This window comes from Proteus vulgaris (assembly GCF_023100685.1).
GTDB lineage: Bacteria > Pseudomonadota > Gammaproteobacteria > Enterobacterales > Enterobacteriaceae > Proteus.
Genome location: NZ_CP090064.1, coordinates 2,499,901 through 2,515,356, shown reverse-complemented (window position 1 = coordinate 2,515,356; position 15,456 = coordinate 2,499,901). Strand labels below are relative to the sequence as shown.

Annotated in this window: 14 protein-coding genes; 9 read left to right on the top strand and 5 right to left on the bottom strand. The window is 35.8% G+C overall.

What is annotated here, in order from left to right; translation table 11 throughout:
• Positions 1 to 16: 16 nt before the first annotated feature.
• Positions 17 to 2,260, top strand: a complete 2,244-nt coding sequence (locus tag LW139_RS12235; RefSeq protein WP_247850009.1) for a TonB-dependent receptor — start codon at positions 17 to 19, stop codon at positions 2,258 to 2,260.
• Positions 2,261 to 2,368: 108 nt separating this feature from the next.
• Here the strand turns inward: LW139_RS12235 and xseA are convergent, their stop codons facing one another.
• Positions 2,369 to 3,751 carry an exodeoxyribonuclease VII large subunit gene (xseA, locus tag LW139_RS12230; protein WP_166540546.1) on the bottom strand — a complete coding sequence of 461 codons (1,383 nt, stop codon included), beginning with the start codon at positions 3,749 to 3,751 and terminating at the stop codon, positions 2,369 to 2,371.
• Between the two features lie 169 nt (positions 3,752 to 3,920).
• Between xseA and guaB the strand changes: the two genes are divergently transcribed.
• Complete coding sequence (guaB, locus tag LW139_RS12225; RefSeq protein WP_109398397.1) at positions 3,921 to 5,387, top strand: IMP dehydrogenase; 1,467 nt, start codon at positions 3,921 to 3,923, stop codon at positions 5,385 to 5,387.
• A gap of 83 nt (positions 5,388 to 5,470) precedes the next feature.
• Positions 5,471 to 7,048 (top strand): glutamine-hydrolyzing GMP synthase, encoded by a 1,578-nt coding sequence (guaA, locus tag LW139_RS12220; RefSeq protein WP_109407702.1) that lies wholly within the window; start codon positions 5,471 to 5,473, stop codon positions 7,046 to 7,048.
• A gap of 82 nt (positions 7,049 to 7,130) precedes the next feature.
• Here guaA and LW139_RS12215 read toward each other — a convergent pair whose 3' ends face one another.
• Both LW139_RS12215 and LW139_RS12210 read right to left on the bottom strand, forming a co-directional pair.
• Positions 7,131 to 7,754 carry an XRE family transcriptional regulator gene (locus tag LW139_RS12215; protein ID WP_247850008.1) on the bottom strand — a complete coding sequence of 208 codons (624 nt, stop codon included), beginning with the start codon at positions 7,752 to 7,754 and terminating at the stop codon, positions 7,131 to 7,133.
• 221 nt (positions 7,755 to 7,975) lie between these two features.
• On the bottom strand, positions 7,976 to 8,569 hold the full coding sequence (locus LW139_RS12210; protein ID WP_166540543.1) for a hypothetical protein: 594 nt from the start codon (positions 8,567 to 8,569) through the stop codon (positions 7,976 to 7,978).
• A gap of 147 nt (positions 8,570 to 8,716) precedes the next feature.
• Between LW139_RS12210 and LW139_RS12205 the strand changes: the two genes are divergently transcribed.
• On the top strand, positions 8,717 to 9,496 hold the full coding sequence (locus LW139_RS12205) for a nucleotidyltransferase domain-containing protein (protein ID WP_247850007.1): 780 nt from the start codon (positions 8,717 to 8,719) through the stop codon (positions 9,494 to 9,496).
• Positions 9,480 to 10,535 carry a DNA polymerase beta superfamily protein gene (locus LW139_RS12200; RefSeq protein WP_247850006.1) on the top strand — a complete coding sequence of 352 codons (1,056 nt, stop codon included), beginning with the start codon at positions 9,480 to 9,482 and terminating at the stop codon, positions 10,533 to 10,535. The genes LW139_RS12205 and LW139_RS12200 overlap by 17 nt, the downstream gene beginning before the upstream one ends.
• Positions 10,536 to 10,657: 122 nt before the next feature.
• Here LW139_RS12200 and sra read toward each other — a convergent pair whose 3' ends face one another.
• Together sra and cutA are read right to left on the bottom strand one after the other, a co-directional pair.
• Positions 10,658 to 10,891 carry a stationary-phase-induced ribosome-associated protein gene (gene sra / locus LW139_RS12195; protein WP_166540540.1) on the bottom strand — a complete coding sequence of 78 codons (234 nt, stop codon included), beginning with the start codon at positions 10,889 to 10,891 and terminating at the stop codon, positions 10,658 to 10,660.
• Positions 10,892 to 11,282: 391 nt separating this feature from the next.
• Positions 11,283 to 11,591 (bottom strand): divalent-cation tolerance protein CutA, encoded by a 309-nt coding sequence (gene cutA / locus LW139_RS12190; protein WP_166540539.1) that lies wholly within the window; start codon positions 11,589 to 11,591, stop codon positions 11,283 to 11,285.
• Positions 11,592 to 11,962: 371 nt separating this feature from the next.
• On the opposite strand from cutA, the gene LW139_RS12185 reads away from it, so the two are divergent.
• The 4 genes from LW139_RS12185 (at position 11,963) to LW139_RS12170 (ending at position 15,454) form a co-directional block, all read left to right on the top strand.
• Complete coding sequence (locus LW139_RS12185; RefSeq protein WP_166540538.1) at positions 11,963 to 12,946, top strand: sugar-binding transcriptional regulator; 984 nt, start codon at positions 11,963 to 11,965, stop codon at positions 12,944 to 12,946.
• Between the two features lie 254 nt (positions 12,947 to 13,200).
• The gene (gene modA / locus LW139_RS12180) at positions 13,201 to 13,956 is read left to right on the top strand and encodes a molybdate ABC transporter substrate-binding protein (protein ID WP_166540537.1); all 756 of its coding nucleotides are present in this window, start codon (positions 13,201 to 13,203) and stop codon (positions 13,954 to 13,956) included.
• Between the two features lie 101 nt (positions 13,957 to 14,057).
• Positions 14,058 to 14,834, top strand: coding sequence for an ABC transporter permease (locus tag LW139_RS12175; RefSeq protein ID WP_109407692.1), 777 nt, complete (start codon positions 14,058 to 14,060; stop codon positions 14,832 to 14,834).
• Positions 14,828 to 15,454, top strand: coding sequence for an ABC transporter ATP-binding protein (locus tag LW139_RS12170; RefSeq protein WP_247850005.1), 627 nt, complete (start codon positions 14,828 to 14,830; stop codon positions 15,452 to 15,454). Before LW139_RS12175 ends, LW139_RS12170 begins: the two co-directional genes overlap by 7 nt.
• Positions 15,455 to 15,456: the final 2 nt, after the last annotated feature.

Below are 15,456 nucleotides of genomic sequence, written 5' to 3'. Positions count from 1 at the left end.
AAAGAATAGGTTTATTATGAAATTTACAAGGAAAATACTTAGCACTCTTATATTATTTTCGGGTGTTAATCATCTTGTCATCGCATCTGAAACAGATAAAGCAGTTCAATTTAGTAGTTTAAAAGTCTCATCAGCACAAAAAGAAACACCAGAACAAAAAGCATTGGGAAAACCCGGTGCTTATAGCTCTATTGGTGAAATTAATAATCTCGAATCAGTTGAACAAACATTACGCTCAACGCCAGGTACGTATACTCAAATGGATGTAAGCCAACCTGGTGTTAGTGTCAATATTCGCGGGCTTAGTGGTTTTGGTCGCGTTAATATGATGGTGGATGGTGTCACACAAACGATGTATAGCACATCACCTAGTCAATATGCTCATGGTGCACAACCTTATAATCAATTTAATACGATGATTGATCCGAATTTTATTATTAAAATTGATATTTCTCGCGGTCAACAAGATGGTGAAAATAGCATCAATGCTTTAGCCGGTAGCGCTAATTTTAAAACAATTGGTGTCGAGGATGTTTTATTTGAAGGGAATTCATGGGGAGTAAGAAGTAAAGCCTCTGGTGGTACAAACGGTTTAGGTTATAACGGCATGGTCGCCTTTGCAGGGCAACGTTCATTATTTAATGATAATGGTACTGTTGGTGCAATGCTTGCATTAAGTGGACACAAAATAGAGTCTTCTTATAAAAATGGTGCAGGTTTTAATAGTGAAGAATTTGCGACAAGTAAAGAATTTAATCAAAGACCACACTCAGAATTGACTAAAATAAATATTAAACCCAATGATTCACATGAATTAGAATTAAGTGGTCGTTTTTATAACAACAATTTTAATCGTCGCAAAATTGATGCCAAAGATTATTATGCAAAATATCGCTATACACCATTAAATGATTTATTTGATAGTGAAGTTCTGCTTAGTCACAGCCAAGCATCACAAAAATTTGAGGGTGATTCTCTTGTGAGTTTACGAGAAGCGAATGCCAAAAATATATCTGATTCATTAGTGGCGAAAAATACCAGTCGCTTTAATTATGGTGAATTAGATATGGCATTAACGCTTGGCTCTAAATTAATGTCAACAGAATATAAACGTAGTGTTATTGCGCCTTCTACTGATCCTTGGCAATCACAAAACATGGTTGAATATAACTCTTTTGCACCTCAAGGAAAAAATGATTTAACCAGTTTCTTTTCACAAATGAAATTTGAATACGATATTTATACTCTCGACCTAAATTTAAATTATGTGGATTATCATATTAAAGGGCGTAAACCTGCTTGTGATCCAACCGCTGCCTGCTTCCCTGAAGGTGAAATGAATGTTAATCGTCATGATAGAAATTGGGATCCAGGAATGCTACTTTCGGCTGAAATTATTCCTGAATTTCAGCCGTTTGTCAGCTATGCTCAAACAATGAGAGCACCAACATCGCAAGAGATCTTCTTTGCCAATGAAGGTGGCGCTTCAATGAATCCATTTTTGAAAAGTGAAAAGGCAGATACCGTTCAAATTGGTTTCAATAGTTATCGCCCAGATTTAATTATTGAAGGCGACAGCTTACGATTTAAAGGATTGTGGTATCACACAAAAATTAAAGATTACATCTCTAGTAATTCTTATTTTGTATGTAACGGTGGCGTACGTTGTAAAAATGACGGTTCTTTAACGGATGAAGATTATGCAGGCATAGAATATGACGGCAATATTTTTCTGTATACCAATAGCCTTGAGCCTGTAACTTTGCGCGGTTATGAGCTTCAAGCCAATTATGATGCGGGCGTGTTTTACGCAACCCTTGCTTATAGCGATCAGCGCACATCACAGCCGACCTCAATCGCCAGTACTGATTTTGGGCAAACGCCGGCTTCTGAATTACCAAAATATTATGCCTCGATTGATACAGGTGTCCGCTTCTTTGATGATCAGTCATTAGAACTAGGAACAGTGATCCAAATCACAGGTAAATCACGTAAATCTTCACCTGAAGGTGTTGATTTTGATACGGGTAAAGTCCCTATGGTGCAACAAGATAATATTCCAACCGTTATTGATCTTTATAGTAATTACAAAATTAATAAAAATATTTCTTTGAAATTCGCAGTACATAATTTAATGAATAAAAACTATTCTAATGCGCTTGATAGAAGTAATTCAGCGCCAATGATGCAAGATCCAGGAAGTAATACTCAAACTGCTCGAGGACGAAGCTACCTTTTTGCAGGAGAGGTGCGTTTTTAATATAATGTAATGATTATCTTAAAATATAAATAATAAAAAACGGCACCAATATTATTTGGATGCCGTTTTCTTTTGTATTTATATAAATCTTAAATTACTTGATTTGACCTAATCGTTATTTTTAGCAGTTGCTTTGCGTTTTGCTCTTATCTTTTGTGTTTTCACCACTTCACTGGTGATCCAACCATCTTCAACACGTGTTTTTAATGGATCGCCCACTTTCACTTGTTTAGTGTTTTTCAGCACTTCTCCAGACTCTGTTTCGCTAATACTGTAACCACGAGAAAGTGTTGCGAGAGGGCTCACACTTTCTAAACGAGAACAACTAATAGCGAACTGTTCACGTTGACGAGATAGCTGTTGTGCAATACTTTCTCGCATACGGTAAATCAGCAGCTGTTGTTGACGAAGTAATGTTTGAATTTGGGAACTAGGTTCTTGGTAATTAAGGCGTTTTTGTAGTTGTGTTTGTTGATGTTGTTTGGCTTGTAATAATCGCTGAAAACTAGAAACTAAACGCTGTTGTGTTGAAGCCAATACATTTTGCTGACGAGCAAGGCGTAAATGAGGATGCTGTTGCTGTAAACGGTGATGAAGTTGTGTTATTGCGCGTAATTTTTTCGCTAAGTAGTAATCCATTGCCATTTCAAGGCGTTGTTGTTGTGATTGCAATTGGCGCAATAGCTCAAGCTTGTTACGGCTGATTAGTTCTGCCGCTGCAGAAGGTGTTGGCGCCCTAAGGTCAGCAATAAAATCAGCTATGGTTACATCAGTTTCATGACCAACCGCACTTACAATAGGAATTTCACTGGCAAAAATAGCACGGGCAACGCGTTCATCATTAAATGCCCAGAGATCTTCTAATGAACCACCGCCACGGCCAACAATTAAGACGTCACACTCTTTACGGCGGTTAGCAAGTTCAATAGCACGAACAATTTGCATAGGTGCTTCAGCGCCTTGAACGGCAGTTGGATAGATAAGTACGGGTAAAGAGGGATCACGACGACGAAGAATATTTAAAATGTCGTGCAGCGCAGCGCCTGTTGAGGAAGTGATAACACCAATTTGTTTTGCAGGTGATGGCAGGGGATTTTTATGAATAGCATCAAATAAACCTTCTGCACTAAGTTTTTGTTTTAATAGCTCAAACTGTTGTTGTAAAAGCCCGTCACCAGCAGGTTGCATACTCTCAACAATCAATTGGTAATCACCTCGTGGCTCATACAATGTGATTGTTGCTCGCACTAAGACTTGCTGACCGTGTTGAGGACGGAAAGTGACTTTGCTATTTTGTCCACGAAACATCGCAGCTCTAATTTGGGCGTTAGTATCTTTTAACGTAAAATACCAGTGACCAGAAGAGGGTTGAGTAAAATTGGAAATTTCAGCGCTGATCCAAATGCGACCCATTTCCATTTCTAATAATTGGCGAACGGTCTTATTTAGACGGCTAACAGTAAAAATATTATTGTTTATTGGTAGTGTCATGTGAGCCAGATCAAATTTTAAAACAAAGACTTAATTGATTGATACTACCTAAGTTCGCGGCAGGATCAATAAAAATTTTGAAAAAAAGCTAGAAGCAACCGATTACGGTGTGTATAATTCCGCGGCAATATTTTCTATTTCCTAAAAGCCGCCTTGGTGAGATATTGCTATGTTACGAATTAAAAAAGAAGCACTTACATTTGATGATGTTTTGTTAGTTCCTGCACACTCCACTGTTCTTCCTAATACTGCCGACTTGTCTACTCAACTGACTGAAACAATCCGCCTAAATGTTCCTATGCTTTCTGCTGCAATGGATACTGTGACTGAAGCGCCTTTAGCTATCGCATTAGCTCAAGAAGGTGGAATTGGTTTTATCCACAAAAACATGTCTATTGAACGCCAAGCTGAAGAAGTTCGCCGCGTGAAAAAACATGAAAGTGGTGTTGTCACTGATCCTATCACCGTAACACCAGAAACTTCTTTACGTGAAGTTCAAGCAATGACTGAACGCAATGGCTTTGCGGGTTATCCTGTTGTGACTAATGATAACGAATTAGTTGGTATTATTACCGGCCGTGATGTTCGTTTTGTGACTGATTTAGACCAACCTGTTACTGCGGTAATGACACCTAAAGAACGCTTAGTGACAGTACAAGAAGGTGAAGCACGCGATATCGTTATGCAAAAAATGCATGAAAAACGTGTAGAAAAAGCGTTAGTGGTTGATAACCACTTCCACCTGAAAGGTATGATCACAGTAAAAGACTTCAAAAAAGCAGAACGCAAACCTAATGCTTGTAAAGACGAACATGGTCGTTTACGTGTTGGTGCAGCTGTTGGTGCGGGTGCAGGTAATGAAGAGCGCGTGGCTGCATTAGTTGCTGCTGGCGTTGATGTTTTACTTATTGACTCTTCTCACGGTCATTCTGAAGGCGTACTACAACGCATTCGTGATACTCGTGCTTTATATCCTAACTTACCTATTATTGGTGGTAATGTTGCAACCGCAGAAGGTGCTTTAGCATTAGCGGATGCTGGTGTAAGCGCGGTTAAAGTAGGTATCGGCCCAGGCTCAATTTGTACAACACGTATCGTAACAGGCGTTGGTGTACCGCAAATTACCGCTATTGCAGATGCGGTAGAAGCACTAAAAGATCGCAATATTCCTGTTATTGCTGATGGTGGTATTCGCTTCTCTGGTGATATTGCGAAAGCATTAGCAGCGGGCGCGGCTTGCGTTATGGTTGGTTCAATGTTTGCAGGTACTGAAGAATCCCCAGGTGAAATTGAACTGTTCCAAGGTCGCTCTTATAAATCATACCGTGGTATGGGTTCATTAGGTGCAATGTCTAAAGGTTCATCAGACCGTTATTTCCAAACTGATAATGCCGCAGACAAATTAGTACCAGAAGGTATTGAAGGCCGTGTTGCTTATAAAGGCTTATTGAAAACCATCGTTCACCAACAAATGGGTGGTTTACGTTCATGCATGGGCTTAACAGGTTGCGCAACTATTAAAGAATTAAATACTAAAGCTGAATTTGTTCGCATCAGTGGTGCGGGTATTCAGGAAAGCCATGTTCATGATGTTACTATCACAAAAGAATCACCTAATTATCGCTTAGGTATGTAATTTATTCCGAGAAAGGCTTGTGGTAATAATACAGAGCAAGCCTTTCAACTTTATGACTTTATCTGTTTTGGAATTCACCACAAATGACAGCAAATATCCATAATCATCGCATTCTTATCCTTGATTTCGGTTCACAGTATACGCAGCTTATAGCTCGTCGTATTCGTGAAATCGGTGTTTATTGTGAACTCTGGGCATGGGATGTAACCGAAGAGCAAATTCGTGAATTTAATCCTAATGGTATTATTTTGTCTGGTGGTCCTGAAAGTACGACAGAAGATAACAGCCCTCGAGCACCAGAATACGTATTTAATGCCGGCGTTCCTGTATTAGGTATTTGCTATGGCATGCAAACGATGTCGATGCAATTAGGTGGCGATGTCGAAGTTTCTGGTGAGCGTGAATTTGGTTATTCACAAGTTGAAATTCGTGAGACTTGTGCGTTATTCCGCGATATTCAAGATTCAGTAAGTGAAGATGGCAAACCATTATTAGATGTATGGATGAGCCATGGCGACAAAGTAACCGCTATCCCTTCAGATTTTATCACAGTAGCAAGCACTGAAACCTGCCCGTTTGCTATTATGGCCAATGAAGAAAAACGCTTCTATGGCGTTCAATTCCATCCAGAAGTAACACATACTCACCAAGGTTTAGCGATTTTAAAACGTTTTGTTTTAGATATCTGTGGTTGTGATGCGTTGTGGACTTCTGCCGCAATTATTGAAGACACAGTTGCTCGTTTAAAAGAGCAAATTGGTGATGATCACGTTATTTTAGCGTTATCAGGCGGTGTTGACTCATCAGTAACTGCATTATTGTTAAACCGTGCAATTGGTAAGCGTTTAACCTGCGTATTTGTTGATAACGGCTTATTGCGTCTAAATGAAGCAGAGCAAGTCATGGAAATGTTTAAAGGTAAATTTGACCTAAATATTATCCATGTTGAAGCGGAAGAACGTTTCTTAACTGCACTGAAAGGCGAAAACGATCCAGAGAAAAAACGTAAAATCATTGGTCATTCTTTTATTGAAATTTTCGATGAAGAAGCACTTAAACAGCCACAAGTTAAATGGTTAGCACAAGGAACTATTTACCCAGATGTAATTGAATCAGCCGCATCAGCAACAGGTAAAGCCCATGTGATTAAATCACACCATAATGTGGGCGGTTTACCTGATGACATGAAACTGGGTTTAGTTGAACCATTAAAAGAGCTGTTTAAAGATGAAGTACGTAAAATTGGCCTAGAGTTAGGTTTACCTTACGATATGCTTTATCGTCATCCATTCCCAGGCCCTGGTTTAGGGGTTCGTGTTTTAGGTGAGATCAAAAAAGAGTACTGTGATTTATTACGCCGTGCTGATGCTATCTTTATTGAAGAACTACATAAAGCTGACTTATATAACAAAGTAAGCCAAGCATTTACCGTATTCTTACCTGTGCGTTCAGTCGGTGTTATGGGTGATGGTCGTAAATATGACTGGGTTGTTTCATTACGTGCAGTTGAAACTGTGGACTTTATGACTGCGCATTGGGCACATTTGCCGTATGACTTCTTAGGTCGTGTTTCTAACCGCATTATCAATGAAGTAGGCGGAATTTCCCGTGTTGTTTATGATATTAGCGGTAAGCCACCAGCAACAATCGAGTGGGAATAAAATACCATTTATCAGCAATAGTTGATAAAGGTTAAAAAACCAAGAGCCATCAGTAAGTTACTGGTGGCTTTTTTGTATATTTCTATTCATTAGTGATAGGATTATTTTTATGAATAATAAATTCAATAAAGTTTTGAATTGATATTTGCTCACTTAAAGGTAATTTAGAATAGGCTTTTCTATCGTAATTAATAGCGCCTTTATCATTTTTAGGAATTAATAATTCATAAGCTTGGCGATCCATTGCTTTAGCTATAGCATCAATACTTTCAGCGGTCGCACTGGCTTCACAATTAATAATGCGGTTAACCGTTGATTGCGCAAGACCAGAGTCAACAGAGAGTTTAACTCTTGACTTGATACCATCGTTTAACATGAATGTTGTGATGTTATCTGAGAGTATCTTGCCAATTTCTGTTGGAATATATTCTTCTTTTTCTGATCCCGCATGACCTTCTTTTAAATGGTCTACATCCATCCAATATTTGCTAATTCTAGTTACATATTCAACTTTGCGTGACATTGGATCGGTGAGTTCGCGGTGGCTTTTTAAACCTTTTGGTGATAGGTAACGAGAGATCATACTTGGTGCTACACCTAACGCATCAGCAAGTAGTTTTTGTTTGCCGTTGTAGTAGCGTTCAATAATATAGATCAGATTGTCTCTTCTAATTTCAGCAATGCTTCTTACATCGTTAGTATTCATAGAGAACTCCAATAGATAAAACCATAAAAGGATATTTTGAATCCAAGTGTAACCACTTTGGTTATTTTTATCTATAGTAATTTGCATCTGATTTAAAGGTTGCTCAATGATTTTTTTATTAATGTTTGCACTGACTCAACAAAATCTTGCTATATCGGGTAAATGGCAATTACTGCACTCCAATAAGTTTAATATAACAGGAAGAATAGTGATTAAATTCATTAGTATGAACTCCCACCCCCAACAAGCTTCCTTAATTCTTTTCTAATATCTTCTTCAAACCATGTATTGTTATTAATAACAACTATTCCATCGATATTATCCGCTAAAATAATCTCAGTTTTAATATCCCTTTTATCTAATAATGTTTGCATATGTTGTAAATAACGGCGTTTACCAGTAAACCAATTTTTATTAATAGTAAGTAAATTTATAGCATAAATATATCCGCATCCTATCCATTGTTTTAAATGAAGTAATGAGATTTTATTTTCTTTGGAAAAAGTAGGGCGAAGAAGATAAAATTGACCACATGCAGTTTGGGCATCGTAAATATCTTGCAGAAAATCCTCAACACTTTCTCCACTACCAACGATATCAATTTTACCCGTAGAGGTATCCACTAAATAGGCATTCACACCAACATAACAATATTCTAATTGATTATAAATTACATAACGTTCAGAGTTACAACGGATTATCCAAAAATCTTGTTTAGGCGATAACTCACAAAAATAAATAGCAAATTGTTCACCACAAGGTGATGAATGACAGTGATTAAGAACGATATCTTGTGCTTGTTGTGAGGTTATCATTTTAATTTATAAACCACCTAATTACACATGGGTAAAATGAGAATTTGACTAAGTTTGTATTGGCTTATGTCTGTGTTATAACCATAGAATATTAGTGTTGAGATGTAAATTAGTGAAAAAAGTCAAAAATAAGGAGATAAGGACATCATGCATAATGAGATATTAAAAAAATTACCGCAAATAGAACAAGAGCATCAAGTTAAATTACTTTATGTTGCAGAAAGTGGAAGTCGAGCTTGGGGATTTTCCTCAACAAATAGTGATTACGATGTACGAGGTATTTTTATACGCCCGCGTAATGCTTATCTTTCTATCGATAAACCTAAAGAGACTTTCGAATGGATAGAAAATAGCTGGTTTGATGTCGGTGCTTGGGATATTACCAAAGGACTACACCTATTACGGAAATCGAACTGTATATTATTAGAATGGCTTCAATCACCAATAATTTATCAACAATATCCTAATGTTCAAAAAGAGTTGTTTGAACTGGCAAAGCTCTATTACCAGCCAAAAGTAATTGTTCATCATTATAGAGGGATAGCTAAAGTTGTGAGTGGCTATTTTCCAGAAGATAAAACAAGAAATGAAGCTGATGCAAAACCTATAAAATTAAAAAAATGGTTCTATCTATTACGCTCTTTGCTGTCGGCTTATTGGACAGTAAAAACAGGTGATATCCCACCTATGGAGCTAAATAAATTGATAAAAATCTTATCTGTTGAAGAACAAAAAGTTATCCACGAATTAGTAGAATTTAAATCAGATAAAGATGAGCATTTTACTTGGGTACCAACGGAAACAATGCAACATCTAATCTTTTTTTTATGGCAAGAAACAGATGTGCAATTAGCAAAGCGAGAAATACCAGATAATGATGTTTTAAATAATTGGTTTAGGAAAAAATTAGATGAAACTGACAATTGAAGATATAAAGCCTTACCTTTTATTTGAAAGCATTGCGGGAAGCCGTTCACATAATCTTGCGACAGAAACATCTGATACAGATATTAAAGGTGTGTTTTATCTCCCTAAAGATCTTTTCTACGGATTGGAGTACACACCACAAGTTAGCAATAAAACCAATGATATAGTTTATTATGAGCTTGGCCGATTTATTGAATTGTTATGTGCTTCGAATCCAAATATTTTAGAATTATTGAATTCACCAGAACAAGTCGTTATTTATCGACACCCATTAATGTCATTAATAAAGCCGGAGTGGTTTTTATCTAAAACCTGCATTCAAACATTTGTTCATTACGCGGAAGGACAAATCAAGAAATCTCAAGGATTAAATAAAAAGATCGTCAATCCAGTCGAAAAGCAATTAAAGACTATTCTAGATTTTTGTTATGTGATTGAAGGTGGAAAAACGATACAAGTTAATTCTTGGTTAGATAGTCGCCACTGGAAACAAGAGCAACTAGGGTTAGCTAAATTAGCTCATGCTCAAGATTTATATGCGATGTATTATGATGATACTTCTCTTTTTCAGGGGATCATTAAAAAAGAGAATGCCAATGATGTATTGTTAAGCAGTATTCCTAAAGAAGCTAAAGTGCAAGGTTACTTGAGTTTTAATAAGGAAGGGTATAGCGCATACCGTAAGCAATATCATGATTACTGGCAGTGGGTTGAACAACGTAATGATGCACGTTACCAGCAAAATATTGATCACGGGCGAAGTTACGATAGCAAAAATATGATGCATACATTTAGATTGTTGTATGTTGCTTTAGGGATTGCACAAGAAAGTAAAGTAAAAGTTTGGCGTGATAATAGAGATGAACTATTAGCAATTAAAGCAGGTCAATTTAGTTATGATGAATTATTACTGCGTAGCAAAACGCTGATAAGAGATATTCAAAACGCATTTAAATTAAGTTGTTTACCAGAAGAAATTAATTATCAATCAGCAAAATTAGCGCTGATAAATATCAGAAAAGAACTTTATAAACTATAGATGAATAAATTAATTTAGAGTTTAATATCCCTTACATAACGTAAGGGATATGCTATTTATTAATAATTTAGTTATAAATTGATATGATAACTATTTATAAAATAGCGTTAACGTATAAAAATTTAATTAGTCGCAAGATACTCTGGGTAAGCATCTGTCAGCTTCATATATATACGTTTATTCTCTGCTTTTTTTCTAAAATCTTGCTTTAAACAGACTTGAGCCATACTTTTTAGCTCAGCAGGTAAGTTCTCGGCATCAGTAGAGGCAATAATGGAAAAACGCACTTTCTTTTTAGACCGACTTAAATTATAAGGTAAACCTAAAATACGTCTTGCGACTCTGTTTGTTTTCACAACTCACTCCTTTTCATGTGTAATTTAGAGAAAGCGTATTGAGTATAGCAGATAATAACGAGAATAAGATGTTGGTAAATCTATTAAATTAGAATTTAAAACTGTTTATCTTCTATTTTTAAAAAATAGAGAATGAAAATATAAAATAATTACTTTTTATGATTTTTCATAAACAAGCTAATATTCAAGATTATTTCTATAAAAGATTGAATGCTTATGATTATATACATGTAAATATTAAAGTGGATTCATTGATAATAAGAACATTAATTTAATATTAACGTGACTATACTTGTCTAACAATTGAGACATTGAAATATTTGTTATTAACAAACTATTATCATCTTCATAAAAATAATTAAAAAAGCTTTCTATAAAAGCGAATATTATTTTAATTCAACGATTGGTGTATCCAATTAAGATAACCTTTAAAACCATTTTCAATCGGTATTATAATAACCTCAGGAGTATCATAAGGATGTATTTCGATAATTGCATCAATTAAAACGTGTTGCTTGCTTTTTTCGGATTTAATCATCATAAGTACTTCATTATCTTCAATAATTTCATTATTCCAATGATAAATAGATTTTACATGGGGGATCAGATTTACACAGGCAGCCAGTTTTGCGTTGATGAGATAGTGAGCGATTTCATTAGCAATCATTTCATTTGGTGCAGTTGAGTATGCAATTATCATTGTTTTTCCTTTTGATATGAATCTATTTATTAACATTGGTGACTAGATTTGGGTGATTTTAATTTTACCAAAATAAAACTTTTTAAAACTTAAAGCTAATATTTTTATTTTTATCGAAATAAAACGGTATTTTCAAAAAAAACTTTCTCGTTATGAACCGTTTACGGCATTATTAAGGGCTTTTTACGTATTATGAGGTTCTTGTAGTAAAGAAAAATATCAGGGTGCCGATATTATTAGTAGATTAATAGAATGTATCTATTTGTGTTATAAGGCTTAATATAAGCAAAGATATTTTCATCTTCAATAATATCTCTAATATAAAATAAATTAATTAGTCAAAAGATTTATAAAAATTTGTGGGGTTTAAAATGGATAATAATTCGCTAAAGAACGCGAGTTTATTTGATAATGATCCCGTTCTCTATGCTGCGTGGCTTTACTATCAGGACGGACTCAGTCAAAGTGAAGTTGCAAATATTATGGGTGTTTCCCGAGTCACAGTCGTGAAATATTTGCATTTAGCTAGAGAAAAAGGATTCGTAAATATTAGTTTAGATTCATCAGTATTTTCTACGATTGATTATGCAATCAGAATAAAAGCAAAATTCGATCTTAATAATGTGCTTATTTTACCTGATGAAGAAAAAAATAAATCGCAACATACATTAAATATGAACAGAGAAAGACTAGCGAAAGCAGGAGCGATGTATCTTTCTCAAATAATGGGTGATGATGACATTTTAGGTGTCGCTTGGGGACGAACAATTTATAAGTTAGGTAATTATCTTCCACCCAAATCACTAAAGAATGTCACCGTACTACAAATGATAGGTGCTGTTGCACCACAACCTGATTTTAAAACGGCAGAAGCTGCTGCATTAATTGCAAATAAATTATCAGGATGCAGTATTAATTTACATGTGCCTGCTGTCGTTTCGAGTGCACGTTTAGCAATGGAGCTTCAAGCTGAGCCTATTATTAGACGTAATTTTTCAGCGCTGAATCAATGTAATAAAGCACTTTTTGTTGTGGGTAATACATTGGATGATAATCCTCTAGTGACAACCGGCGTGTTAACCAGCGGTGAAATGGCGCAATACCGTGATTTGGGTGCTGTAGGGGTGATTTGCGGACGCTTTTATGATGTGCAAGGCAATCCTCTGGTTTCTGATATTGACCTTAGGATAATGGGAATAAGCTTAGCTCAGTTAAGGCAAATACCGCAGCGACTTTTTATCGCCGGAGGTGTGGAAAATATTCAAGCAACAATAGGGGTGATAAAAGGAGGTTACGCTACTGATATTGTTATTGATGAAGTGACGGCCTTGGCATTATTAGAGTTAGAAAGCTAATAATAAAATCCTCGTGAATACGGGGATTTGTTGGCGAGCTACTACTTTTATAAGCTACTTATTTCTGATAGAAATGAACATATTGAAGTGTTTATTTTAATCAGCTTCTTTTGTAAAACTCATAGATAAATAAAAGGGTAAAAATGATAAGTTGTTAACATTTTTCTCTTTTTTTATATGAGCCTCTTGCCTTAAACTCTTATATCATTCACTATATAAAAAATTATATAATGATAGTTAGGGTTACCTATTTTATGAAACGTCAATTACTCGCTGGCTTAGGGCTAGCACTAGGATTAATTTGTCATAATACACTGGCAGCTGAGCTTCATCTTTATGCTGGTGCTGGTTTAAAACAACCAGTAGAACAAGTTGTTACTGTATTTGAAAAAGAAACTGGAAATAAAGTCACTATTGAGTATGGCGGTTCAGGTCAAATATTAACACGCTTTAATTTAACTAAGCAGGGAGATCTATTTTTTCCTGGCTCACAAGATTATGTGGAAAAGTTAGATAAAGAAGGGCAGGTTGTTAACCAATATTCTATTGTTCGCCATATTCCCGTAATTGCTGTACGCAAAGATAAAGTGGGCGATATTAAAACGTTAGAAGATCTTGCAAACAGTTCATTAAAGCTAGGTATGGGTGATGCTAAAGCTATAGCATTAGGAAAAAGTGGCGAACAACTTATTGATGCATCAGGTCAAGGTGATAAATTACGCGACAAAGTAGTTGTACGTACAGCAACGATTAAACAATTGCTTATGTATTTACTTAATGGCGAAGTGGATGCCGCTATTATTGGATATGCAGATGCAATGAAAAACCAAGATAAATTGGTTTTACTTCCAGTACCAGAAGGTAGTCCTGAAGAAGTAGCAACTCTGGCAATTTTAAAGACATCAGCAAATCCAAAAGAAGCACAATTACTTGCTGACTATTTTACACGTGCAGAGGGTATAAAAGCTTTTACTGATTATGGTTTTCTTCCTGTAATTTCGAAACCATAGATTTTTTTCTCACATAAATTGTGTTTTTTCGCCACCAACTCACTGGTGGCTTTTTTCATTATTACAGCAAAATAAATTTTATTTTTAGAAAAGGAAATAACGTGTTTCGTTGGGCATTAATTCCACTTTTTTTATTGTTATTTCTGATCTTAGGATCACTAATTGCATTAATATGCCAACTTTCATATGTTGAGCTTAGACAAGTCATTACTGATCCTGAATTTCATTTTGCTATTGGTATGTCACTTAGTACGGCATTAACTTCTTTATGTTTGGCAATTATCTTAGGTGTACCTGCCGCATGGGCAATGGCAAGAATTCCTTTTAAAGGACATCGCTTTATTGATGCGTTATTAGACTTACCTTTGGTTACTCCTCCATTAGTTATCGGTATCGGGTTATTATTATTGTTAGGAAATCAGGGACCTTTAACGGGTGTTTTTCCTGAATTATCGCGCTCTCTTTTTTCACCGTTAGGTATTATTATTGCTCAAACTTATGTTGCTAGTGCGATTATTATGAGAAATAGCCTCTCTGCCTTCAAGTCTGTTGATCCCGCTTATATTCAAACTGCGCAAAATTTAGGATTAACACCAACAAAAACATTTTTCTTGATTGAAATACCATTGTGTTGGCCAGCTTTAATGAGTGGAAGCATTATTGCATTTTCTAGAGCTTTAGGTGAGTTTGGCGCTACATTAATGTTAGCCGGTGCAACAAGATTAAAAACAGAAACGTTACCTATGGCAATTTATCTAAATATCGCCAGTGGAGACTTCACTTTGGCAATAGGTTGTGCGCTTGTTCTTATCGCTATTGCGATTACTTTATTATTTGCATTGCATCGTTTACAGCGAGAAAGGAAGGCATCATGTTAGAAATTCATTCATTAACATCGGATATATTAAAAGATGTCTCGTTAAAGGTAGAGAAAGGAACTTGTTTAGGAATAAGTGGTACATCAGGAAGCGGTAAAACTACACTTTTAAATGCGATTGCTGGATATACTTCGTACTCTGGAGATATCTACCTTGCAAATAAAAATATAAATGAACAGCCAGTGTGGTTGCGTTCCTGTCGATATTTAAATCAACGGCTTTATTTATTTCCATTTATGACGGTGACTCAAAATTTATGGTTAGCGCAATATGGTGCAAAACAGAAACGAAGCAAGGAGAGAGAAAGGGCGATATTAGAGCAGATGGGAATTGAACATCTTGCTACACGTTATCCTTATCAAATTTCAGGAGGGGAACAACAACGCGTGGCTTTGGCAAGAGCTCTTATTAGCCAACCCAAACTTTTACTACTGGATGAACCTTTTTCGAGTTTGGATTGGGAAACACGTTATCAGCTTTGGGATTTAATTGATTCCTTAAAATCTAAGGAAATAACGATGATCATGGTTACTCATGAACCTCGTGAAATCAGAGCGCTAGCAGATAAAACGGTTTTATTGTCTAAAGGACAAGTTATTACTGAAAATTCAATACGTTGAAA